Source organism: Paraburkholderia acidisoli, assembly GCF_009789675.1.
Taxonomy (GTDB): Bacteria; Pseudomonadota; Gammaproteobacteria; order Burkholderiales; family Burkholderiaceae; genus Paraburkholderia; species Paraburkholderia acidisoli.
The window spans coordinates 642,885-665,980 of record NZ_CP046914.1 but is presented as its reverse complement, the minus strand read 5'-3'; the positions used below and the strand labels follow the sequence as shown (position 1 = coordinate 665,980).

The following is a 23,096-nucleotide window of genomic DNA, read 5'->3' as shown; positions in this document are numbered from 1 at the left end:
CTTCGAACTGGAGGTGGCAAATAGAAGCCGCTATGCATGAGTCCGGCGGCGCTTATTCAATGTTGGCAAACGTGTGGAAATTACGACCGGCGACTTCCCGCGCGCCAGCCAAGTACCCATTCCCCCCGCATTCCCCGATCTCTTCGATGCAGCTCAGTTTCAGCACTGTCCGATAGGGCGCAGGCGCAGGTCAAGGCATGCTGTGCGCCTGCGCTCGCGCGCGCACTCTCGACGCGTGGGTTCGAACCGCGCTGTACCATACCGCTCGCCGCGCCGAAGTACACAAGAACGCTGCGGGAAAACGCATAATAAAACAGGGATCGTCGATGCAACGAATCATTCGAAGAATACGCGGTGGGTGGACGTTGGCGCTACTCGCGGCGCTTGCGTTGTATGTATCGGGAACATGGCGCGCCGACGCCGCGCGCACGCTCAGCGTCTCGCCGCAGGGCACGGTCACGCAGGCGCGTCAAGTGGTCATCAAGTTCGACGAGGCCATGGTGGCCTTCGGCGCGCCCGACGCGAAAGATCCGGCGCGCGTGCAATGCAATCCCGCCGCGGCCGGTGCGGGACAAGGCCGCTGGATCGACGAAAAGACCTGGGCCTACGATTTCACGCACGACTTACCGTCCGACACGCAATGCGGCGTTACGCTCAACGACGGCCTCAAGTCGCAATCGGGTAACGCGGTCACAGGCGCGCACCGCTACGCGTTCTCCACGGGCGGCCCGTTTCCCGTGAGCGTTCAGCCCTATGGCGGCGAAATCGAAGAGCATCAGACCTTCGTGCTGCGGCTCAATGGCCCGGCCACGCCCGACTCCGTAGGCGAACACGTGTGGTGCGAATCGGGCGGTCTGGGCAACCGCATTCCCGTGCAACCCGTGGACACGCCCGCGCGCGCCGCGTTGCTCAAACACTTCGGCCTGGAGAAAGACAGCGCCCGCGTGCTCACGCTCATGTGCCAGCAGACCTTGCCGTCGAGCGCGAAGATGCAGCTGGTGTACGGCAAGGGCGTGAAAGGCGTGAACGGCACGCCCAACGAGGTCGAACGCCGCTTCGATTTCCACGTGCGCGAACCGTTCTCGGCCAGCATGAGCTGCGAGCGCGAAAACGCGAAGGCGCCGTGCACGCCACTGCGCCCCGTGCGCGTCGATCTGAGCGCCCCCATCGCGCGTGCAGACGCCGGGAAGTTCCGCCTGCAAGGGCCGAACGGCGACATCGCTCCCACTTTCGATAAAGACGATAAGGACGCCGAAGTCAGCGCGGTTACGTTCGCCGCGCCGCTGCCCGAACGTGCGACGCTCACGATTCAGGCGCCCGCCGGCCTCAAGGACGTCAGCGGCCGCGCACTCGCGAATGCCGACCTGTTTCCGCTGCGCACCGCCACCGCGCCGATGCCGCCGCTCGCGAAGTTTCCGTCGTCGACGTTCGGCATCATCGAGCGCTATGCGGAGCCCGGCACGCCGCCGCTCGTGCCCGTCACCCTGCGCAACGTGGAAGCCGATCTGCACGTCGCTGGCCTGAATGCGGGCGAGGCGAAGTTCGCGAAACTTGCCGTGCAGTCGGATGTCGACATGCGTCGCTGGATGCGTCTCGTCGATCAGTTCGACAACTACGGCATGAGCGAATCGCAAATCGACAAGCTCGTGCCCGGTCTCGTCAAACGCGCGAAGTCGCCGGTCGTGATTCCTCCGCCGCAAGGCGAGGAAGCGCCGAAGGACCGCATCATCGACGTGCGTTCGCTGTCTTTGCTCGACGGTCAACGCGGCGTGGAAACGCTGGCCTTGCCGAAAGCCGATCCGAAAGCGCTGCGGCCGTTCGAAGTGGTGGGCATTCCGGTGCCGAAGCCCGGCTTCTACGTGATCGAACTCGCTTCGCCGCGACTGGGCGCTTCGCTGCTGGGCAAGCCCGCGCCCATGTACGTGCGCACGGCGGTACTCGTCACCAACCTCGGCGTGCATTTCAAGCAAGGCCGCGAAAACAGCGTGGTGTGGGTCACGACGCTCGACAAGGGCGAGCCCGTGCCGAATGCCGACGTGCATGTTTCCGACTGCAACGGCGAGATGATCGCCTCGGGAAAAACCGATTCACACGGACTCCTGACGATCGGCGGACCGCTTTCGAGCCGCCGCGATTGCACGGGCGACAACAGCTACAGCGGCCTGTTCGTTTCCGCGCGCATTGACGATCCGAAAACGGGTCCCGACATGGCGTTCGTGCAATCGGACTGGAATCGCGGTATCGAAGCGTGGCGCTTCAACGTGCCCACCGACACGAGCGTGGAGCCGACCATGATCGCGCATACGGTATTCGACCGCACGTTGTTGCGCGCGGGCGAGACCGTGTCGATGAAGCATTTCATCCGCGCGCAGACCATGCACGGTTTTGCGTTTCCGCGGCAGTATCCCACGCGTGTCACGATCCGTCACTCGGGTAGCGGCCAGACCTGGCATTTCCCGCTCAAGTGGGCCGCCGATCACACCGCCGACACGACCTTCAAGCTGCCGCCCGAAGCGAAGCTGGGCGAATACGACGTGACGCTCGACGACGGCGACGCGAGCGCGAGTGCCTCGGGCGATACGAATGACGCGAGCGATTCGAACGACGGCGATGACGCCGATTCCACGGACAGCGGCGCGCTGCACATGAACTACGAAAGCGGCAGCTTCCGCGTGGAAGCGTTCCGCCTGCCGGTGCTCAAGGGCACGATCGCGGTGCGCAACGCAAAGGCCTCGCCGTTGGTGGCCGCCACGCAGGCGCCGGTGTCGGTGCAGATCGATTATGTGTCGGGCGGCGCGGCTTCGAATCTGCCGGTGCAGGTCTCGGCGCTCGTGAAGGACACGTCGCCGGCTTTCGCGGATACGTTCGGCGATTTCAGCTTCACGCCCTACGTGCCGTCGAGCAAGGGCGACAACGCCAGCGACGAAGACGACAACTCGCCGCAGGAAGACAACGAAATGGCGAAGCTCGTCGCCGACAAGGAACCGCTCACGCTGGACCGCAGCGGCGCCGGCGCGCTCACGCTGAAGAATCTGCCTGCGGTGAACGCGCCCAAACGTCTCTCGCTCGAGGCGACCTTCGCCGATCCGAACGGCGAGGTGCAAACCATCAGCGGCGCGGCCACGCTGTGGCCCGCGGCCGTGATCGCGGGCGTGAAGTCGGGGCGCTGGGTATCGGTGGGCAAGTCGGTGCCGGTCACGGCGCTCGCGCTCGATCTGCAAGGCAAGCCGCGCGCGGGCGTGAAGCTCGACGTGCGCGGCATCGCGAAGATCACGACCACGTCGCGCAAGCGCATGGTGGGCGGTTTCTACGCCTACGACAACCACACGGAAACGAAGGACCTCGGCACGCTGTGCAGCGGCACGAGCGACGACCACGGTTTGCTCACTTGCGACGCGAAGCTCAAGGAGGCCGGCAATATCGATCTCGTGGCGACGGCTCACGATGGCGACGGGCACGCGGCAACGGCCACGACTTCGATCTGGGTCACGCGCGAAGACGAACTCTGGTTCGGCAGCGAAAACACCGACCGTATCGACGTATTGCCCGAAAAAACTCACTACGAGCCGGGCGAAACGGCGCGCTTCCAGGTGCGCATGCCGTTCCGCTTCGCTACCGCGCTGGTGGCCGTGGAGCGCGAGGGCATCATCGAAACCCACGTGGTGCAACTCGACGGCAAGGATCCAACGGTCGAGCTCAAGGTGAGCGACACGTGGGGGCCGAACGTGTATGTCTCGGTGCTGGCATTGCGCGGACGCATTCACGAAGTGCCGTGGTATTCGTTCTTCACGTGGGGCTGGAAAGCGCCGCTCGAATGGGCGCGCGCGTTCTGGTACGAAGGGCGCCAATACGAGGCGCCCACACCGCTCGTCGATCTCTCGAAGCCCGCTTATCGTTATGGACTGGCGCAAATTCGCGTGGGCGACGCGGCGCATCAGTTGAACGTGAGCGTGACACCGGATGCGAAGCGCTATACGGTGCGTGGAAAATCGCACGTGTCGTTGCGCGTGCAACTACCTGACGGCAAGCCCGTACCGGCCGGTACGCAGATCGCCGTGGCGGCAGTGGACGAAGCCTTGCTCGAACTGATGCCGAACCAAAGCTGGAATCTGCTCGACGCGATGCTGCAACAGCGTGCGTATGGCGTGGAGACCTCCACGGCGCAGATGGAAATCGTCGGGCGCCGCCACTTCGGGCGCAAGGCCGTGCCAGCGGGCGGCGGCGGGGGCCATGGCGCCACGCGTGAATTGTTCGACACCTTGCTCTACTGGAACCCGCGCGTGACGCTCGACGCGAAGGGCATGGCACAGGTGGACGTGCCGCTCAACGACTCGATCACGCGGTTCCGCATCGTTGCCGTGGCCGCGAGCGGCACCGAACGGTTCGGCACGGGCAGCGCCAGCATCGAAAGCACGCAGGATCTCCAGGTGATCTCCGGCCTGCCGCCGCTCGTGCGCGAAGGCGACACGTTCCGCGCGCAATTCACGCTGCGCAACACCACGCCGCGCACGATGAAGGTCGTGGTTACGCCCAACGTGCCGCCGCTCTCGCTCGACCCGCAAACGGTCGATCTCGCGCCCAATGCCTCGCGAGAAGTCGCGTGGAATGTGGCCGTGCCCGACAATCTCGCCGAAGCCGAACGCCCCGCGCTCGTCTGGAACGTGAGCGCGGCCGAGCAAGGCGGCGCTCACGCAAGCGACGCGGTGAAGCTCGCACAACAGGTCACGGCGGCCCTTCCCGTGACAGTGCAGCAAGCCACGCTCGCGCAGGTGGACGGCACGCTCGCGGTTCCCGTTGCGCCGCCGGCGAATGCGAGCGTTACGCAAGCCGGCGCAGTGCGCGGCGGCATCGCGGTTTCGCTGCAACCGAAGCTCGCGAACGGTTTGCCCGGCGTGCGCCGCTGGTTCGAGCGTTATCCGTACTCGTGCCTCGAACAGCAAACGTCGATCGCGATCGGTTTGCGTGATTCGGCGCGCTGGCAGACTACGCTCGCGCGCATGCCGGTCTATCTCGACCGCGACGGCCTCGCGAACTACTTCCCGCCGAGCGACGACAGCGGCAATCACGGCAGCCCCACGCTCACCGCGTATCTGCTCACGGTCACCGACGAAGCCTCGAAACTCGACGCGCATTTCGCGCTCGCCGACGCCATGCGCGACAAGATGGTCGACGGTCTCACGCGCTTTGTCGAAGGCCGTATCGAGCGCAATACGTGGGCGCCGCAACGCGATCTCGATCTGCGCAAGCTGGCCGCCATCGACGCGCTCTCGCGTTATGGGGCGGCGAACGCGCGTCAGCTCGGTTCGATCGAGATCGCGCCGAATCAGTGGCCGACTTCGGCCGTGATCGACTATGCGGGCATACTCTCGCGCGTGCACGACGTGCCCGATCGCGACGCGAAGCTCGCGCAGGTGCAGCAGATTCTGCGTGCGCGTCTCACGTATCAGGGCACGCAGCTCACGTTCTCCACCGCCTCGCAGGACAACTTGTGGTGGCTCATGACGGGGACCGAAGTGAATGCGGCGCGTCTCGCGCTCGCTTTCGTGGACGATCCCGCCTGGAAGGACGACATGCCGCGCCTCGTCACGGGCTTGCTCGCGCTTCAGCACAACGGCGCTTGGGGCACGACCACGGCGAACGTCTACGGCTCGCTCGCGGTCGAGCGGTTCTCGCGGGCGTTCGAACGCGATCCTGTTGCGGGCGCAACGAAAATCCAGTTCGGCGATACCTCGCGCACGGTCGACTGGAATGCGCCGGTGCCGGCGGCCGCGTCGGCTTCCGCGGCGAGCGCCACGCCCGCCACGCGTATCGTGCCCGCCCGCAGCACGCTGCTCGCGTGGCCTGCGCAAAAGACCGCGACCACGCTCTCGCTCACGCAGGACGGTACCGGTAAACCGTGGGCGACCATCGAAAGCCTCGCGGCCGTGGCATTGCGCGCGCCGTTCGCGGCGGGCTATCGCGTGACCAAAACCATCACGCCGGTCGATCCGGCCGTGAAGGGCGTGTACTCGCGAGGCGACGTGGTGCGCGTGCATCTCGACATCGACGCGCAAACCGACATGACCTGGGTGGTCGTCAACGATCCCATTCCGGCGGGCGCGACCATCCTCGGCTCGGGACTCGGGCGCGATTCGGCGGCGGCAACGGCAGGCGAGAAGCACGACGAAGAGGGGCAATGGCCGACCTTCGTCGAACGCGGCTTCGACGGCTATCGCGCGTATTACGAGTATTTGCCGAAGGGCAAGGTCTCGGTGGAATACACGGTGCGGCTCAACAACGTGGGCACGTTCGGTTTGCCGCCCACGCGCGTGGAGGCGCTCTACGCGCCGGCCACGTTCGGCGTGACGCCGAATGCGCCGATGGTTGTGAAGCCCGTGGCGCAGGCATCATGAACGTGCGCCGCCTCATTGCCGTTGGCGTCATGGCGATGCCGCTCACGGCGCTCGCGTTGCCGACCTTCGACACAGTGCGCGCGCAATGGCAAAGCTCCGACTGGGTGCTGCTCGCGCGCGACGGCACGCCGTTGCAACGCACGCGCATCGAGCGCACGGCGCGACGCGGCGATTGGGTCGCGCTCGCCGACGTCTCGCCGGCCTTACGCGAAGCGATCGTTGTTTCGGAGGACAAACGATTCTACGAGCACAGCGGCGTGGACTGGCGCGGCGCGGCGGGCGCGGCATGGGCGAACCTCTGGAATACGCGCACGCGCGGCGCCTCTACCGTAACGATGCAACTCACGGGTTTGCTCGACGACGATCCGCGCCATTCTGGCCAGCGCTCGATCGCGCAAAAAGCGGTGCAAGCCGTGGATGCGTTGCGGCTCGAGCGAAGCTGGCGCAAGGACCAGATACTCGAGGGGTATCTGAATCTCGTGCCGTTTCGCGGCGAGATGATCGGGCTTTCGGCGTTGTCGCAAACGTTGTTCGGCAAGACGCCTTCCGGTCTCGACGCGCGCGAATCAGCCGTGGCGGCAGCGCTGGTTCGCGCGCCCAATGCGTCGTGGCCGAAGGTCGTCACGCGTGCGTGCCGCATTCTGCGCGACATGAATGCCGCGAACGGCTGCACGAATCTCGATGCATTCGTGCAACTCGCGTTCGCGCGCCCGGCCTCGTCGCTCGACACCTCGTTCGACACTCGCAGCGAAAGCTCGCCCCAACTCGCGCCACATTACGCGCGTCATATCGCGAATCTCGTGCATCCCGCGCCGGGGCAACGCGTGCCTTCTACGCTCGATGCGAACCTGCAACGCTTCGCGCGCGACACGCTCACGCGCACGCTCATCGAACTCAATGCGCGCGCGCATCCGCGCAACGTGCAGGATGGCGCCGTGATCGTGCTCGACAACGCGACGGGCGAAGTGCGCGCGTGGGTCGGGTCGTCGGGCGGCTTGTCGAAGGCGCGCGAAGTGGATGCGGCACTCGCGCTGCGCCAGGCGGGCTCGACACTCAAGCCGTTTCTGTATGCCGAAGCCATCGACGAGCGCCGTGTCACCACGGCCTCGTTGCTCGACGACGCGCCGCTCGATCTCGCGGCGGGCGGCGGCCTCTACATGCCGCAGAACTACGACAAAGGGTTCAAGGGCTGGGTTAGCGTGCGGACTTCGCTGGGGTCGTCGCTCAACGTGCCGGCCGTGCGCACGCTCGTGATGGTCACGCCGCATCGCTTTGCCAATACGCTCACGTCGCTCGGTTTGCCGCTCACGCAAAGCGGCGATTACTACGGCTATAGTCTCGCGCTCGGCAGTGCCGACGTCACGCTGGTGTCGCTCACGAACGCGTATCGCGCGCTGGCGAACGGCGGCGTAGCCACGCCGGTGGTGGAGGTGCCCGCCGCCAAAAACGCGGTACATCCCCCCGCAAAACGCATTTTCAGCCGCGAGGCGGCCTTCATCGTCACCGATGTCATCGCCGACAACAACGCGCGTACGCGCACGTTCGACTTCGACAGCCCGCTCGCCACGCGCATGTTTTCCGCCGTGAAAACCGGCACGAGCAAGGACATGCGCGACAACTGGACCGTGGGCTTCACGTCGCGCTACACGGTAGGCGTGTGGGTCGGCAACGCGGACGGTTCGCCGATGTGGGACGTCTCGGGCGTGAGCGGCGCGGCGCCCGTGTGGGCGGCCGTGGTGGGCTATCTGCATCGGCGCGTGCCGAGCGTGGCGCCGGTTGCGCCGCCCGGCGTCGAGCACGTGCGCGTGACGTTCGCCGGTTCGGTCGAGCCCGCACGCGACGAGTGGTTCCTGAAGGGCACGGCCACGCCGCAAGTGGGTCTTGCGTCGAACGCGGCCGATCTCGCGCGCGGTCCCGCGCAAATCGGCAGTCCGGTGGACGGCACGATTTTCGCGCTCGACCCCGACATTCCCGCGCCGCGCCAGCGCGTGTGGTTCGAACGCGCCAACGGTTCGAGTACGCGTGTGAACTGGCGTCTCGACGGCAAACCGCTTAACGGCGGCGCGCGCGTGGCGTGGTTGCCGTGGCCGGGCAAGCATCGGCTCGAACTCGTCGATGCGAAGGGCACGGTCACCGACACGGTGCGCTTCGAGGTGCGCGGCGCGATGGCGAAGCCAACGTCAATGCGCGCCGACGCCGGGCAAAACGGTGTGACGGCGCGCTAAATCCGATCGCTCGTTACGGCGGACGTTACCGCGGACCTTACTGAGCGTGTTGCGCTGCAGAGGCGGCTTGCGGCGCTTGCGCGCCTTTCTGCGCGCTCGCAGCCGGCGATTGCGTTTCCCAGCCACCGCCCAGCGCCAGGAACAGTTTCACCTGATCGAGCGCGACCTGGCCTTCGGCCGCCGCGACTTGCGCGTGCACGCTCGTGAGCGTGCGCGTGGCGTCGAGGTCGGAGAGGAACGATTCGCGGCCGGCCGCGTACATGCGGTGGGTTTCGTCGGCGGACTGCTTTGCCGAGGTATAGGCCGTGCGCAGCGAGTCGGCGCGCTGATCGTCGGCGGCGTAGGTCGCGAGGCTCGATTGCGTTTCGCGCAGCGCGTTCAGCACGACACCGTCGAAATGCGCGAGCGCACCGCCCGTCGCCGCTTCGGCCGCGCGCACGCGGGCGCGCTGGCCATTGGCAGGGAAGGTCCAGTTGATTAGCGGTCCGAACGACCAGCTATCGGTCTTCTGTTCGAACAGATCACCCGAGAGACCCACGGTACTCACGCCCGCGCCAAAACTCACGGACGGATACATCTCAGCCGTCGCCACGCCGATACGTGCCGTCGAAGCCGCGAGCAGACGCTCGGCCTGGCGCACGTCGGGACGGCGCTTGAGCAGCGCGGCGCCGTCGCCCACGGGAATCGGCTGCTTGAGTCTGGGCAGGCGATCGCACTTGAGCGCGGCGGGCGGCAGATCGGCGGGCGCTCGCGCGAGCAGCATCGCAAGCTGATACTGCGCGATGCGGCGGCGGCCTTCGAAGCGCGGAATGTCGGCGGCGAGCGTATCCACCTGGGTCTGGCCGCGCGTCACGTCGGGCTGATTGCCGCGGCCCGCGTCGCGCAGACGCTTGGAGAGCGACACGCGCTGCTGCTGGAGCTTGAGCGAGTCGTGCGCGATGGCGAGTTCTTCAGCGGCCGAGCACGATTCCACATAGGCTTGAACGACGTCGGCGACCACGGTGATGCGTGCGAGATCGGAGGCGGCTTCCACGGCTTCGTCGTCGGCGCGCGCGGCTTCCACGCCGCGCTTGAGCTTGCCGAACAGATCGAATTCATACGAGACGTTGATGCCCATGTCGCCGAGCGTTGCCACGGGCACTTTCTCGAACAGCAGATATTGTTCGCCCGACACCTGCGCGCGCTGGAAGCCCGCCGAGGCGCCGCCCGAGAAGCCGCCTTGCGCGGCTGCCACGGCAACGGCCTCGCGCGAGCGCGCAAGATTCGCGGCGGCCACGCGCAGACTCGCGTTCGATTTGAGCGCTTCCTGCACGAGGTCGTTGAGCGCGGGATCGTCGTAGAGACGCCACCAGTCGGCGGGCACCGCTTGCTGCGAAACCGGCGCGTGATCCGCGCCCGCAATCGGCCCTTGCGCGAGCGGGGCGTTCACCACGGCTTCGTCGGGCAGCTTGTAATTGGGCCCGAGCGTCATGCACGCGCCGAGCGCGAGCGTGAGCGGCGTAAGCGCGAAGCCGCGCCAGAAAGCACGCCGTGTCATTGCGAAGCTCCGGAGGCGGGCGCTGCCGAACTGGCGGACATCGGGCGGCTTACACCGCTCGCACCGCTGGCACCGTTCACGCCGCTGGCCGCGTTCGCGTTGTTCGCGCCGCGTGCCGCTTTGTCGTGGCCGGCTTCGGCACGCACGGCAACCGTGGCGGTGCGGCCCGCGATCATGCGGAAGTCGTCGGGCACTTCGTCGAGTGCGATGCGCACGGGAATCCGCTGCGCGAGACGCACCCAGCTGAACGCGGGGTTCACGTTCGGCAGCAAGTTCGGGCTGGCCTGGCGATCGCGGTCTTCGATGGCCGCGACGATGCTTTGCACGTGGCCGCGCAACGGCCGGTCTTCGCCCATTACCGTGATCTCGACCGGCTGGCCGATATGAATGCCGTGCAGGCGCGTTTCCTCGAAGTAGCCGTCCACGCGGAACGAATGCATGTCGACCACCGAAAGCACCGCGCGTCCCGCGGAGACATATTCGCCCGTGCGCGGCGCGCGATCGTTGAGATAGCCGTCCACCGGACTCACGATCGTGGTGCGTTGCAGATTGAGCTTCGCGGTATCCACTTGCACCTGCGCATCGGCGGCGGCGGCTTCGCCTTGCTCCACGCGCGTGCGGCTTTCTTCGAGCGTTTCGCTCGCCACGAGATTGCCGAGCGTGATGTTGCGCGCGAATTCGCGCTTGGCCTGCGCGAGCGTGGCCTTGCGTTGTTCGAGCGCCGCCTGGGCGAGGCGCAGGGAGAGCGCGTAGCGCGCCTGATCGATCACGAACAGCACCTGGCCTTTCTTGACCGCCTGGTTGTCGACCACTTCGACGTTCGTGATGAGGCCGCCCACGTCGGGCGCGACCTGGATCACGTCGGCGCGCACGTGACCGTCGCGCGTCCACGGCGCGAACATGTAGTAGTTGACGATGCGCCACAGCACGAGCGCGGCCACGACGACGACGATGAGCGTCAGCAGGATCTGTCCTGCGGAGAACCAGGTTTTTTTCACGTTCACGTTAGTTCACGAAGCGATGCGACACGATGATGACGGCAGCCAGGACGAACACATAGATGCCGAGATCGAAAATGGAGCGGTGCCAGACGAGCCGGTAAAAGCCGACGCGCGTGAGCACCTTGCCGATCACGACATTGATGAGGTACGCGATCAGCATCAGCACGAGCACGGCGGGCACGAACACGCCGAAGATATCGATTTCGCCGATCATGGTGCGGGTTTCAGGAAAAAGTAAAAGTCGCGCGCGTTCATGCGATCGCCTCGCCGCCCGAGGGCGCTTGCGACGCGGCCGCCGGATAGAGCGCGAGCCGCACGCCCACGAGCGCATGCAGCGTGTCGCGCAGCCAGCGCTGCGACACGAGCGCGCGCGGCGGCGTGGCGGCGTTGGCTACGGTTTCGCCGGCACCGGCGGGCGGCGTTTGCGCGAGCGCGCGCGAGGCCACGCGGTGCAGGGCGTCGTCGATGGTGGCGAGCAGCGCGGGCGGCGCGCTCTGGCGTGCGCTCTGTTGCGCGCAACGCGCGTAGTGCTCGCTCACGCCGGCGAGCACGCGGTCGATGGCGTCCGGCACGTCGCCGTCGAGTTTGTGGCGCGAGCGGCGCAGGTCGAGCGCATTAAGCGCGATACGCAGGTCGCGAAAGCTTTCGATCGACGGATGCCGATGATCGTCGGAGGCCGCCAGACGCGGAATGAGTTGCATGAGGCGGTCGAGCATGCGCGAGGTGAGATTGCGCTGATCGGCGATGGGCGTGGGCGAGGCCGAGAGCGCGACATCGTTCCAGCTCGAACGCAACAGCCGCCGCGCCGCGAGTTCGGCACCGAACGGGCGCGTCGCGCGCACCCAGATATAGGCGAACAAGAGGCCCGCGACGCCGGCGATATTACTGTTCAGGAATACCAGGAAATCGGCTTCGTACGCGCTTTGCACGCTGATGAAGGTCGCGGTGTTGACGGCCACGAGCATGGTCACCACGTTGAACGCGGGGCGCGGAATCAAGGTGCCGATCAGGATGAACGGCCCCGCGAACAACAGAACGAGCATTTCGAAGTCGTGCACCTTGGGCAGCGCCACGAAGAGATACAGGCCCGCGAACACCACGCTGGCAGCCGTGGCGACGAAAAAGCGAAACACCATGGGCGCGGGTTCGTCGAGTGCCGCGAAGAAGCAGCATGCCACGGCCGCGAGCGTGACCGCGCCTGCGCCGTCGTGCCAGCCCGAACTCACCCACAGCCAGCACGCCACGAGAATCGCGCTCACGGGCACGAGGCACGAGAACAGCATCAGGCCGCGATCGTAGAAGCGTTCCGTGCCGCCGAGCCGCCAGTGGCGGTAGCGCGGCCGCCACGCGCCGTCCTGATGCGCGATGAGCGAGCGCAGCGCCCGGCAATCCTGCCAGACGTCGATGACTTGCCCGAGACGCCAGAGCGCATTCGAGAGCAGCGCGCCTTCCCAGCTCGTGAGCGCGTCGCGCGCGGGTTGCAGGCCGGCGATGCGTGCACGCAGGTTGTCGGCTTCGGGGTCGCCCGCGTTGTCGTGCATGTCGGCGGCGCGCGTGGGCAGCGGTTCGTCGAACCAGCGCGCGGCGTCGTTGAGCAGCGCGTCGAGGCCTTCGGGCCACACTTTCAGATCTTGACGCAAGGCGATGAGCGGATCGGCGAGCGCCGAAATCATCGGCAGAAATAGCTGCATGCGTCCGCGCAGTGTTTCCGCGCGCGTGAGAATGCCGGGATGCGTATGGTCGTAACCGAGTTGGCTCAGCAGGAATTCGAGCTGGTTCACGGTATTGGCGAGGCGCTGGCGGCATGCCGAAACGTCCTTGCCCGCGATGTGGCCGGAGAGCGTTTCGCGGCCATACCAGGCGGCGTCGCGGAACCACGCGTCGGCGCGCTCGATGAGCGTGGGCGCGAGCCGGCTCGGCAGGAAGTTACTGCCGATCACGCTCGCGCAGATGATGCCCAGCGTGATTTCCTCGGTCCGCGCGATGGCCACGTCGAACACGGTCGTGGGATCGGTCACCGTGGGCAGCGCGATGAGCGGCATCGTATAGCCCGCGAGCATGAACACGTAGCTGCGCGCGGTGCGATCGGACATGGCGAGGTAAAGCAGCGTGCCCGTCCAGGTCGCCACGATCACGCTGAACAGCAGCGGCGTTTCGACGAAGGGCGGCACGAGCGTGATGGCGGCGGCCGCGCCGAGCGCCGTGCCGAGCGCGCGATACAGCGCCTTCGAGCGCGTGGCGCCCACGAACGGATTCGACACGATATAGACGCTCGCCATTGCCCAGTAAGGACGCGGCAACTCGAAGATCAGCGCGAGGTAGAGCGCGAGCATCGACGCGGCGAAGGTCTTGACCGAGAAGAGCCAGTCGCGGAGGGAAGGGTAGGTCATGTTCCGCTTTCAGCTTTCAGTCGTGTAAGGCAGCGTCGGCGCCTTCGGCCGTGTTGAACGCGTTGAGCACGCGTAGCGTCGCTTCGAGGTCGGCGCGGGTCACGCCCTTGAGCACGCGCGAACGCAACTCGCGCAACTCGTCTTCCATGCGCGCGGTCACGGCGAGGCCTTCGTTCGTGAGCGAAATGGTTTTGGCGCGGCGGTCGTCCGGGTCTTCGTCGCGGCGTACGAGACCGGCGGCGCAAAGTTGATCGAGCAAACGCACGAGTGAGGGGCCTTCGATGCCCACATGCTCCGCGAGCGTGACCTGGCGGACCGCTTCGCCCAGCCGGCCGGCGGTGAGCAGCGGCGCGGCGCAGGCTTCGGAGACGTTGTATGCGGTAAGCGCTCCGTGACTCGTGCGGCGCCATTTGCGTGCCGCCACCACGAGCGTGCTGCTGACGGCAAGGCGTAATGTGTGAAGGTTCGACATCGGCGGGATGATAGCCCAAAGCGATTCGATAGCAAACTATCTTTTTGAGTACGCGGCGCCACGGTATGAATGGTATGCGAACCGTTGGCGGCGTGCTTCGTGCGTGCCGGACGGGAAGGGCGCGAGGGCCGCCTTCTTCCGGCGCGTGATTTTCACACGCGCTTACTGGATTTGCCAGTTTGCCAATAACGCGGGCAGTTGCACCATGTCGGTGAAGACGTGTGCCACGCCCGCGTCGCGCAGCGCCTGCGCGCTGCTGTGGCCCGGCTCGGCCGGACTGTAGCCGAACACGGTGGCACCGGCGGCGAGGCCGGCGCTCGCGCCCGTGACGGTGTCTTCGACCACGGCGCAGCGGCGCGGGTCGGCGTGCAGCCCGGCGGCCGCGGCGAGATAGACGTCGGGGAACGGCTTGCTGCGCGGCGTTTCGTGGCCGCTATAGATATGGGCGCCGAAGCAGTCGAGCAGCGCCACTTTGCGCAGTTGCAGTTCGACTTTGCGCCGGTCGGCGCCCGAGGCGACGGCGATGCGGCCGCCGAAGGCCGCGTGCACTTCGCGCACCGCGGCCGGCGCGCCGGGAATTTCGACGAGATCGCGCTCGAGCGCCTCGTTGCGGCGCGCGCGGAAGCCTTCGAGCCATGCTTCGGTGATGCGTACGCCCGTGTGGCGTTCGATGCGGTCGGCTTCGTCCTTCACCGCCTTGCCGACGAAAATGCCCATCGCTTCCTCGACGCTCAGCGACCAGCCCAGCTCGCCCAGCATCTGCACGAGCACGACGTGGGTAATGCGTTCGGAATCGACCAGTACGCCGTCACAGTCGAAAAGCACGGCGTCGAAAGGAGTGGAGGACATCGTCTGCCTGAATAGCCTTGGGGGTTGTCGCGATGCGGCACGCATGGCGGGCATGCGCGCGCGAGACCGCGATGATAACCGGGGTTGGCGCGGCAGGCAGCGAAGCTGGCAGGGTGGGGCCGCCCAGGTGCGGCCGGCCAGGTGCGGCCGCCAAGGTGGCGCCGCGCCTTGGCGGAAAGATCCGGTTGAAAGCGCTGAAAGATCTAGACGATTTCGATATCGATCGTTCGCCAGCCGCCGGCATGCGTATCCGCCGTGATCTGCGCTCCGCTCAGGTGGAGTTGCCGCTTTTCGCTGGCGGGCAGGTGGAGTTCCAGCGCCGTGCTTGCGTCAGGCATGAGCCCGGACTTCGTCACTGAAATCCTGAGGTCCCGGGCGTCCCCCTCGACCGCGACGGTCCACGTGCCGAACTCGCCGTTGCGCCACGCTTCGGTTTCGCCGTCGTCCTCGATATAGCGGCGCTCGACGCGCGCGCCGCTTTGCATCGGCACGATCCGGAAGGCCCGCCGTTCGGCCCGCGCGTCGAAATGCTGCTCGGCGACGTTCAGCGCGATCACGCTGCCTTCGCGTATCAGCATGACGGGGTGCTCGAACGGCGCGGGCAGCGTGATGGTTTGGCCGCCCGCGAACGTGACGCCGCTCCAGAAGCAGGTCCAGTGCGCCCCGGCCGGCAGGCGCACCTCACGCGTGGTGCGCCCCGGTTCAACCACGGGCGCGGCGAGCAGCGAAGCGCCGACCATCATGTCGTCGGATTCGGCGTAGCAATGCGGGTCGCCGGGGAAGTCGGCGAAGGTCGGCCGCAGGACCGGCTCGTAATGCAGGGTGGAATCCCACAGCAACTGATAGAGATAGGGCAGCAGGCGGTAACGCAGCTTGAGCAGCGCGGAAACCTGCGGCGTGTGCTCGGGAAACATCCACGGTTCGTTGACCGTGCCGTCGTCGTTCCACGAGTGAATGGAGAAACGCGGCATCCAGACGCCGAACTGTATCCAGCGCAGGAACAGTTCGGGGTCGGGCGCGGGACCCGCGAAGCCGCCAATATCGTGGCCGATGTTCGATACGCCCGAAAGCGCGAGCCCGAGTCCCATCTTGAGGTTGTAGCGCAGCGTTTCCCACGAGGTGGCGTTGTCGCCGGACCAGGTCTGCACGTAGCGATGCATGCCCACGCCGCCCGAACGCGAGACGAGGAATGGCCGCGTGTGAGGCGCGTGCTCGCGTTGCGCGTCGCGCGAGGCGCGCATCATCAGCAACGTTTGCAGGACTTTCGCTTCGCGCGCCGCAAAGGAATGGCCGAAACCGTGCGCCTTGGCTTGGGGCGACCAGATTTCATACTCGTTGTTGTCGTTCCAGGTGGCGGCAATGCCGTAGCGCAACAGGGCGTCTTTCACGTGCTGCTTCCACCAGGCCGTGGCGGCGGGATTCGTGAAGTCGACGTACGCGCCCACTTCGTCCCAGAACTGAACCCACGCGGGTTGCCCGTCGCCCGATCGAATCAGCAAGCCCTCCCGTGCGGCGGCGTCGAACTCGGGATGATCCCGCAACAGGCATGGTTTGATGTTCGCGCAGAGCTTGACGCCGTGGTCGAGGTAGTCGCGCACGAAGCCTTCGATGTCGGGGAACTTGTCGCGATTCCAGTTGAACACATAGCGTTTCGCGCCAATGGACGTGTAACCCGAAGAAAGATGAAACGAGTCGCACAGTATGTCGTGCTCGCGGCAGCGCGCGATGAATTCGTTCATTTGCCGCTGGGCGTCGGGTGCGTCGGTATAGCTCATGGTCGAGCCGGAGTAGCCGAGTCCCCACTTCGGCATCAGCGCGGGGCGGCCCGTCAGCCAGGTGAAGCGGCGCACCGCGGCCAGCGGCGTGCGTAGCGAAGCGATGAAGTAGTAGTCGAGATCGCCGTGATCCGCAATGAAATGGCGATACGGGCCGTGGTAATTGTCCAGTTCGCGGCCCATGTCGAAGGTGCAGTCGGCGAGCGTGTCGTAGAACAGGCCAAAGCCGAGCCGCGCCTCGCGTTGCCACGTGAGGTAGAACGGGATGTGCTTGTAGAGCGGGTCGGTGGTGCGCGCGCTGTAGCCCATCGCGTCGACATTGGTCATGCGATAACTTTGTTGCGCACGATCGATCGAACCGGCGCGCTCGCCGAGACCCACGTACATTTCGCCCGGTTCGCGGCGCACATAGTGATACACACGCTCGTCCCACCAGCCGAAGTTATACGCTTGCGTGGCGCGGTCCTGCAGCACGGTGCGCCATGCGTCGCCGTCATGCATTTGCCAGGCGCAGCGGCCGCCCGCGTAAGCAATAGAAAGGCGAATCTGTTGGGTTTCGACGACGATACCTTCGTCATTCGTTAGCAATACGAATGAAGGCATCGAGAAGCCGTGGGTATCGAGTCGGTCCCGGCCTTCGTAAGGGACGTCGTCGAGCCCGGGCGCGATCGCCCACGTGCGCGGGCCGTGCGCTTCGCCATCGGGCAGCACGCGTACGCGCACGATGTCGTCTTCGAGCACGAATACGTCGAGCGTCGCGCCATCGGCACTGGTGAGGCGCAGGTGATTGTCATCGCGCGAAGCCAGCGCGAATGTGGGCGGTTGAAGTAACGAGGTCATGGTCGGTCCTTGATCGGGTTGCGTGGGCGCGGTCATGCGCTCGCGATGCGGTAGTCGTTGCGTGCCTGTCCGCGTATGAGCCAGACGAGCAGGGCAGCGCCGACGATGTCGAACGCGCCGAGACAGGCGAACAGCGGTCCGTAGCCCACCTTGTCGGCGAGCGCGCCCACCAGCAGCGAAAACCCGAGCCCGCCGATCCACGCGGCCATGCCCGCGAAGCCGCTCGCCGTGCCCACTTCCTGCGGATCGAACACGTCCGCCGCGAGCGTGTTGACGAGCGCGGAGATCATCTGGTGCGCGAAGCCGCCTACGCAAAAGAGTGCGATGGCCTGGTAGGGCGAAGCGACCAGGCCGATGCACGCGGGGCCGATCATCATGAACGCGCCGAGCACGACGCCTGCCACGCGCGACCAGACGAGCGGCAACCGGAAGTGCCGCATGAGAAACGGCGAAAGATAACCGCCGAGAATGCCGCCCATGTCGGCAGCGAGAAACGGCAGCCACGCGAAGATGGCGATCTGTTTGAGATCCATGTGCCGCTCGGTCGCGAGATAGAGCGGAATCCAGAAGCTGAAGGTCTGCCACGCGGGTTCGGCGAAGAAGCGCGGCAACGCGATCGCCCAGAAGCGCCGCGACGTCACCACCTCGCGCGTGCTGCGCTTGCCGTGCAACGCGGGCGTGTGCTGACCGTCGAGAATGAGCGCGCGCTCGTGATCGCTGATGCGCGGATGCGCGCGCGGCGAGCGATACAGCACGTACCACGCGGCGGCCCAGATGAAGCCCACCGCGCCCGTAACGATGAACGCAGTCTGCCAGCCGAAGCGCAGCGAAAAGAAGATCACGACGGGCGGCGCGAGGACGGCGCCGAGCGAGGTGCCCGCGTTGAAATAGCCCACGGCCACCGACTTCTGGCGATCGGGAAACCATTCGGCCACGGCCTTCATGCCCGAGGGAATGGCCGCCGCTTCGAACAGCCCGAGCAGGCCGCGCATGGCGCCGAGCGAGAGCCAGCCCGTGGCGAAGCCATGCATGACGCCCGCCGCCGACCACAGCGCCGCGAACAGCGCGAAGCCGAGCCGCAGGCCGAGGATGTCGACGAGAATGCCGCACACCGGTTGCATGATCGTGTAGCCGATCTGAAAGGCCGCGACCACATACGAATACTGCTGCGTGGTGAAGTGCAGCGTCTCTTTGAGTTCGGGCGCCAGCACCGACAACGAGTTGCGCGCGAGGTAGTTCAGGATGGTGCCCACGCACACGAGGGCGATGATCCACCAGCGCAGACCGACGATGGTTTTCAAGTGTGTCTCCTCCCGGTTGACGGGCGCGCCGCGGCTCGATTGGCCGGCGTTGGTGACGCGCCCGCTGATACTTCAAGCGTCATCAAAGTTATACGATGACGCATGTCTATGGCCTGTTGATGCTAAAGAGGCGCGCGCAACGCTGTCAAGGCGCGAACGGGCGGCTTGATACGCCTCTTGCGTTAACTTTGCGCCACGTCAGGCATGAAGCGTGAACTCAATGAGATAGAGCAAGGCGTGCTTGACGGGCATTTCAAGGCGAACCTACGATTAACTCAAACAAGATATCAGTCGTCGGATAACTTGACTGAGGCAATAGGTCCATCGCCCAGCAGGACATCAAAAATATTAGGAGGCCTGATGAAATACGCTGTCACGAACCGCACGCTCATCTTCGCGCTGTCCCTCGGCGCGGCAACGCAACTTCACGCGCAATCGAACGTCACGCTCTACGGCACCGTCGACAACGCGATCAGCTACGTCAACAATCAGGGCGGCCATGCGAATGTCGCGCTTCGGCAGGGCAATCTCTACGCGTCCAAATTCGGCTTGCGCGGCAACGAGGACCTCGGCGGCGGCACGAGCGCCATCTTCGATCTGCAGGCGGGCTTCGACGCGAACACGGGCGCGAATTCGTCGAGCGGTCTGCTGTTCAATCGCCAGGCGTACGCGGGCCTCAAGAACGAGCGTTACGGCACGATTACGTTCGGGCGCCAGTACACGCCGTATATGTCGTTCGTCGGGCCGCTCGCGTCGAGTAGCTGGCTCACGGGCGCAACGGGCGCGCATCCCGGCGACTACGACGGACTCGACACCACGGTGCGTATCAACAATGCCGTGACGTACACGTCGCCGGTCTTCGGCGGACTGAGCGCGAGCGTGCTGTACGGTTTCAGCGGCCTCGCGGGCAGCATGGGCAAAGGGCAGACATTCAGCGGCGCGCTGCGCTACAGCACTGGTCCGCTCAGCGTCGCGGCAGGGTATTTGCGGCTCGATAACACGGAGCGCACGGCGAATTTCGATCCGAACGCGACGGGGTCGTTCGCGGTGTCGGCCGTGAATCGCGGCTATGCGTCGGCGCGTGCGGTGCAGAACGTCGCGGCCGCCGCGAACTACACCGTGGGCGATTTCACCTTCGGGCTGAACTACACGAACGTCGAATATCTCGCGGGTGGTCGCACCGCGTTTGCGGATACGGCGGTGTTCAACACCTATGGCGCGCTGGCCGCGTGGCGCATCACACCCATGTTCGATCTTGCCGGGGCGTTCTCGTACACGCTCGCCGCAAAATCCAACGGCATCGCGAGCGCCGCGCGGTATCAGCAGTATTCGCTGAAGCAGTCGTGGCATCTTTCGAAGCGCACCACCCTCTACGCGTTGCAGGCGTACCAGCGCGCCAACGGTCAGACGCTCGGTGCGAACGGCATCGTCGATGCAGTGGCGACCGTGGGCGATTCGCAGAACGGCACGCCGTCGAGCACGCAAGCGCAATTCGTCGGCATGGCGGGCATTTCGTTGCTGTTTTAAGCACGCTGCGCGGGCCGGGCTGGAAAGATCGAAGCGAAACGGTGGACAATAGCGTTCCGCGATTCACCGTCCATCGAACCATGTCCACCAACGATCCCTCTTCCCCGCAAGCGCTGCCCGGCCGCGCCAGCTACACGCAGTTCGCCGACCGCTACGCCGAGCGCGCGCCCGTCAAGCCACACAACGCGCTGTACGAACGCCCCGCCACGCGCGCCTTGCTTGGCGAAGTCGCGGGCCTCGATCTGCTCGACGCGGGTTGCGGGCCCGGCATCGTCAGCGCGGAATTGGCCGCCGAAGGCGCGCGGGTGAGCGCCTTCGACGTCACGCCCGCGATGGTCGAGCTGGCCAAAGCCCGTTGCGCGAATCTCGCGGTGGCGGTCGAAACCGGCGACCTCGGCGCGCCGCTGCATTGGCTCGCCAACGCCGCGTTCGATCGCATTGTGTGCTCGCTCGCACTCGATTACGTCGAGCATCTCGCGCCCACCTTTCGCGAGTTTCATCGCGTGGCGCGGCCCGGCGCGGTGCTGGTGTTTTCGATGGCGCATCCCATGCGCGACTGGATCGACACGCGCACGCGCGGTTCGCGAACCTACTTCGACACGACGCGCTTCGGTCTGCATTGGGGCGGCTTCGGCGAACCGAAGCCGTGGGTGGAGGCGTTCCGGCGTCCGCTTGCCGATATCTTCAATGCGCTCACGGAAAGCGGCTGGAACCTCGAGCGTGTGACCGAACCGGTGCCGCTCGCGGAAATGAAGTCGGTTTCGCCGGCGCTGCATGCGGAACTCACGCAGGCGCCGGCGTTCATCTGCGTGCGCGCGAAGCGCGCCTGAGGAAGCGTTACGCTCGCCGCGCGCTCGACGACAGCGATTCTTCGAGCGCGGCCACCCCGGCGGGCAGATCGACGGCGGCGCCCAGATCGCACATCGTGCGGCCGAGTGCATGCACGGTGCGGAACAGATGGTGCTCGCGGCACTGCTCGCCCATTTGCCCGATTCGAACGATGGGCAGACCGAACGATCCCGCGATCTCGACCTGATACTGCTGCGAGATGTGATTGCAGACTTCGCGTGCCGTGAGCTTTGCCGGCAACTCGATGCCCACCACGGAATTGAGGCGGCACGCTTGCGGCGTATAGAGCGACAGACCGAGCGCGCTCACGCCGCTTTGCAGTGCGAGCGAACAACGCAGGTGGCGCGCAAAGCGTTTTTCGAGCGTTTCCGTGCACACGAGACGCAGTGCTTCATGCAGCGCGAGCACGCCGGACACCGGCGCGGTGTAGTGATATCCCGCGTTGTGCCAGAAGTTTTCGGCGAGCGTGGCGTCGAGGCACCAGTGCGTGTTGGGCGCCGTGCGCGTGCGCACGCGCTCCCATGCGGCATTCGAAAAGGCGATCAGCGACACGCCCGGGATCGACGACAAACCCTTTTGGCCGCCCGTGATGACCACGTCGATACCCCACGCGTCCATTTCCAGCGGCATGGTGCTCAGCGTGCAGACGGCGTCGACAACCACGAGCGCGCCGGCCGCTTTCGCGAGTTGCACGATCTCCCGGATCTGCCGGTTGCACACCGTGTTCGAGGTTTCGCCGTGCACGATCGTGACGATGGCCGGGCGCGTGCGTTCGATGGCCTGCGCGATGTCGTCGAGCGAGGCGATCGAGCGGTCGGCGACGTCGAGCGTGGTGACTTCCGCACCCACGCGTCGCGCCATTTCGGCCATGCGCGCGCTGAAGAAACCGTTGACGATGGACAGCACGCGTGTGCCCGGCCACGCGAGATTCGACACGGCCATTTCCATGGCGGCCGAGCCGGGCCCGGCCACGCCGAGCACCCAGTTCGAATGCGTCTGGAACACGTAGCGCGCCATGGCCTTCACCTGATGGATCACGCGCGCCATGGTGTCGCCAAGGTGATTGATCACGACCGTGTTGGCTTTGGCCACGGCGTCGGGAATGGGCACGGGACCCGCGCCCATCATGAGCAGCGGTTCTTCGGGCAGGATGTGGTCGAGCGTGTCGACGGTGGGGCAGGGAACCGGCGCTGCCCCGGCCGCGGCCGCCGCCGCCGAGGCGTGCGAAGTGGCGGGTGGGGCGGAGTGGAGCGCGGTGTCGTTCATGTTGGAGTACCTGTGTTGGGCAAAAGAAGCGAGGCGCGCGCGTCTAACAGCGGCGGCCTCACAGCAGTGTTCTGCGGCGCGGCGGCGCTGACCATGTACAGTTGGGCGGAAATCCGCTGAACAGTGGGGTGCGGCGCTGCGGCGCTTTGGGCAGAACCCTATAATCGAACGCTTCGCCCGTTAATGCAAGGAGCGCGCATGTCGCAATTCGCCGTGGACAATCCCTTCCTCGAAACGCTGGGCGTGAGCGTCGCGCAATGGCGCGATGGCTACGCGGAACTCGTGATGCCCATCGACGCCTCCAAGCTCAACCGGCAAGGCGTGCTGCAAGGCGGCGCGATCGCCACGCTGCTCGACGCGGCCGCGGGCTACGCGGGTCTGTTCGCGGAAGCCGGGCAACCCGCGCGCCACGGCTTCACGCTCTCGCTCACTACGAACTATCTCGACAAAGGTCTGGGTCAGTTCGTGCGCGCGAAGGGGTTTCTGGAACGCGGCGGCCGTTCGATCTTTTTCGCGCGCGCGGAGGCATGGGTCGACGACCGCGTCTTGATCGCGAGCGCGCAGGGTACGTTCAAATACGTGAAGCCGGCTGCCGCTGGAAAATAGTTCGGCATCCTGATTTTGCCGGGGTTTGGCGACATTTGGCGGTGGTGAAAAAAATGCCCGCGGCCT

Annotated in this window: 14 protein-coding genes; 5 read left to right on the top strand and 9 right to left on the bottom strand. The window is 65.9% G+C overall.

Translation table 11 applies throughout. The features are described from left to right. Positions 1-326: 326 nt before the first annotated feature. Together FAZ98_RS17175 and pbpC are read left to right on the top strand one after the other, a co-directional pair. Complete coding sequence (locus FAZ98_RS17175) at positions 327-6,392, top strand: alpha-2-macroglobulin family protein (protein ID WP_158952507.1); 6,066 nt, start codon at positions 327-329, stop codon at positions 6,390-6,392. Continuing rightward, the gene (gene pbpC, locus FAZ98_RS17170) at positions 6,389-8,617 is read left to right on the top strand and encodes a penicillin-binding protein 1C (RefSeq protein WP_158952506.1); all 2,229 of its coding nucleotides are present in this window, start codon (positions 6,389-6,391) and stop codon (positions 8,615-8,617) included. Before FAZ98_RS17175 ends, pbpC begins: the two co-directional genes overlap by 4 nt. 37 nt (positions 8,618-8,654) lie before the next feature. On the opposite strand, the gene FAZ98_RS17165 is transcribed toward pbpC, so the two are convergent. The 8 genes from FAZ98_RS17165 to FAZ98_RS17130 form a co-directional block, all read right to left on the bottom strand. Continuing rightward, positions 8,655-10,154: an efflux transporter outer membrane subunit gene (locus FAZ98_RS17165; RefSeq protein ID WP_158952505.1), complete on the bottom strand. Its 1,500-nt coding sequence runs from the start codon at positions 10,152-10,154 to the stop codon at positions 8,655-8,657. Continuing rightward, the gene (locus FAZ98_RS17160; protein ID WP_158953987.1) at positions 10,151-11,152 is read right to left on the bottom strand and encodes an efflux RND transporter periplasmic adaptor subunit; all 1,002 of its coding nucleotides are present in this window, start codon (positions 11,150-11,152) and stop codon (positions 10,151-10,153) included. The genes FAZ98_RS17165 and FAZ98_RS17160 overlap by 4 nt, the downstream gene beginning before the upstream one ends. A gap of 7 nt (positions 11,153-11,159) precedes the next feature. Next, positions 11,160-11,369, bottom strand: coding sequence for a DUF1656 domain-containing protein (locus tag FAZ98_RS17155; protein ID WP_027818583.1), 210 nt, complete (start codon positions 11,367-11,369; stop codon positions 11,160-11,162). Positions 11,370-11,406: 37 nt separating this feature from the next. Then, positions 11,407-13,545: an FUSC family protein gene (locus FAZ98_RS17150; protein WP_158952504.1), complete on the bottom strand. Its 2,139-nt coding sequence runs from the start codon at positions 13,543-13,545 to the stop codon at positions 11,407-11,409. Between the two features lie 16 nt (positions 13,546-13,561). Then, positions 13,562-14,017 carry a MarR family winged helix-turn-helix transcriptional regulator gene (locus FAZ98_RS17145; RefSeq protein ID WP_158952503.1) on the bottom strand — a complete coding sequence of 152 codons (456 nt, stop codon included), beginning with the start codon at positions 14,015-14,017 and terminating at the stop codon, positions 13,562-13,564. A 162-nt stretch (positions 14,018-14,179) separates the two neighbouring features. Then, the gene (locus FAZ98_RS17140; RefSeq protein WP_158952502.1) at positions 14,180-14,866 is read right to left on the bottom strand and encodes an HAD family hydrolase; all 687 of its coding nucleotides are present in this window, start codon (positions 14,864-14,866) and stop codon (positions 14,180-14,182) included. Positions 14,867-15,069: 203 nt separating this feature from the next. After that, positions 15,070-17,481 (bottom strand): glycoside hydrolase family 31 protein, encoded by a 2,412-nt coding sequence (locus FAZ98_RS17135; RefSeq protein ID WP_158952501.1) that lies wholly within the window; start codon positions 17,479-17,481, stop codon positions 15,070-15,072. Positions 17,482-17,513: 32 nt separating this feature from the next. Next, the gene (locus FAZ98_RS17130) at positions 17,514-18,782 is read right to left on the bottom strand and encodes an MFS transporter (RefSeq protein ID WP_158952500.1); all 1,269 of its coding nucleotides are present in this window, start codon (positions 18,780-18,782) and stop codon (positions 17,514-17,516) included. 360 nt (positions 18,783-19,142) lie between these two features. On the opposite strand from FAZ98_RS17130, the gene FAZ98_RS17125 reads away from it, so the two are divergent. Continuing rightward, complete coding sequence (locus tag FAZ98_RS17125) at positions 19,143-20,309, top strand: porin (RefSeq protein WP_158952499.1); 1,167 nt, start codon at positions 19,143-19,145, stop codon at positions 20,307-20,309. Between the two features lie 80 nt (positions 20,310-20,389). After that, a complete protein-coding gene (locus FAZ98_RS17120; protein ID WP_158952498.1) occupies positions 20,390-21,139 on the top strand; it encodes a class I SAM-dependent DNA methyltransferase in 750 nt (249 codons plus the stop codon). Between the two features lie 7 nt (positions 21,140-21,146). Here FAZ98_RS17120 and FAZ98_RS17115 read toward each other — a convergent pair whose 3' ends face one another. Beyond that, a complete protein-coding gene (locus FAZ98_RS17115; RefSeq protein ID WP_233272824.1) occupies positions 21,147-22,286 on the bottom strand; it encodes a pyridoxal-phosphate-dependent aminotransferase family protein in 1,140 nt (379 codons plus the stop codon). 336 nt (positions 22,287-22,622) lie between these two features. On the opposite strand from FAZ98_RS17115, the gene FAZ98_RS17110 reads away from it, so the two are divergent. Beyond that, positions 22,623-23,030, top strand: a complete 408-nt coding sequence (locus FAZ98_RS17110; RefSeq protein ID WP_158952496.1) for a PaaI family thioesterase — start codon at positions 22,623-22,625, stop codon at positions 23,028-23,030. Positions 23,031-23,096: the final 66 nt, after the last annotated feature.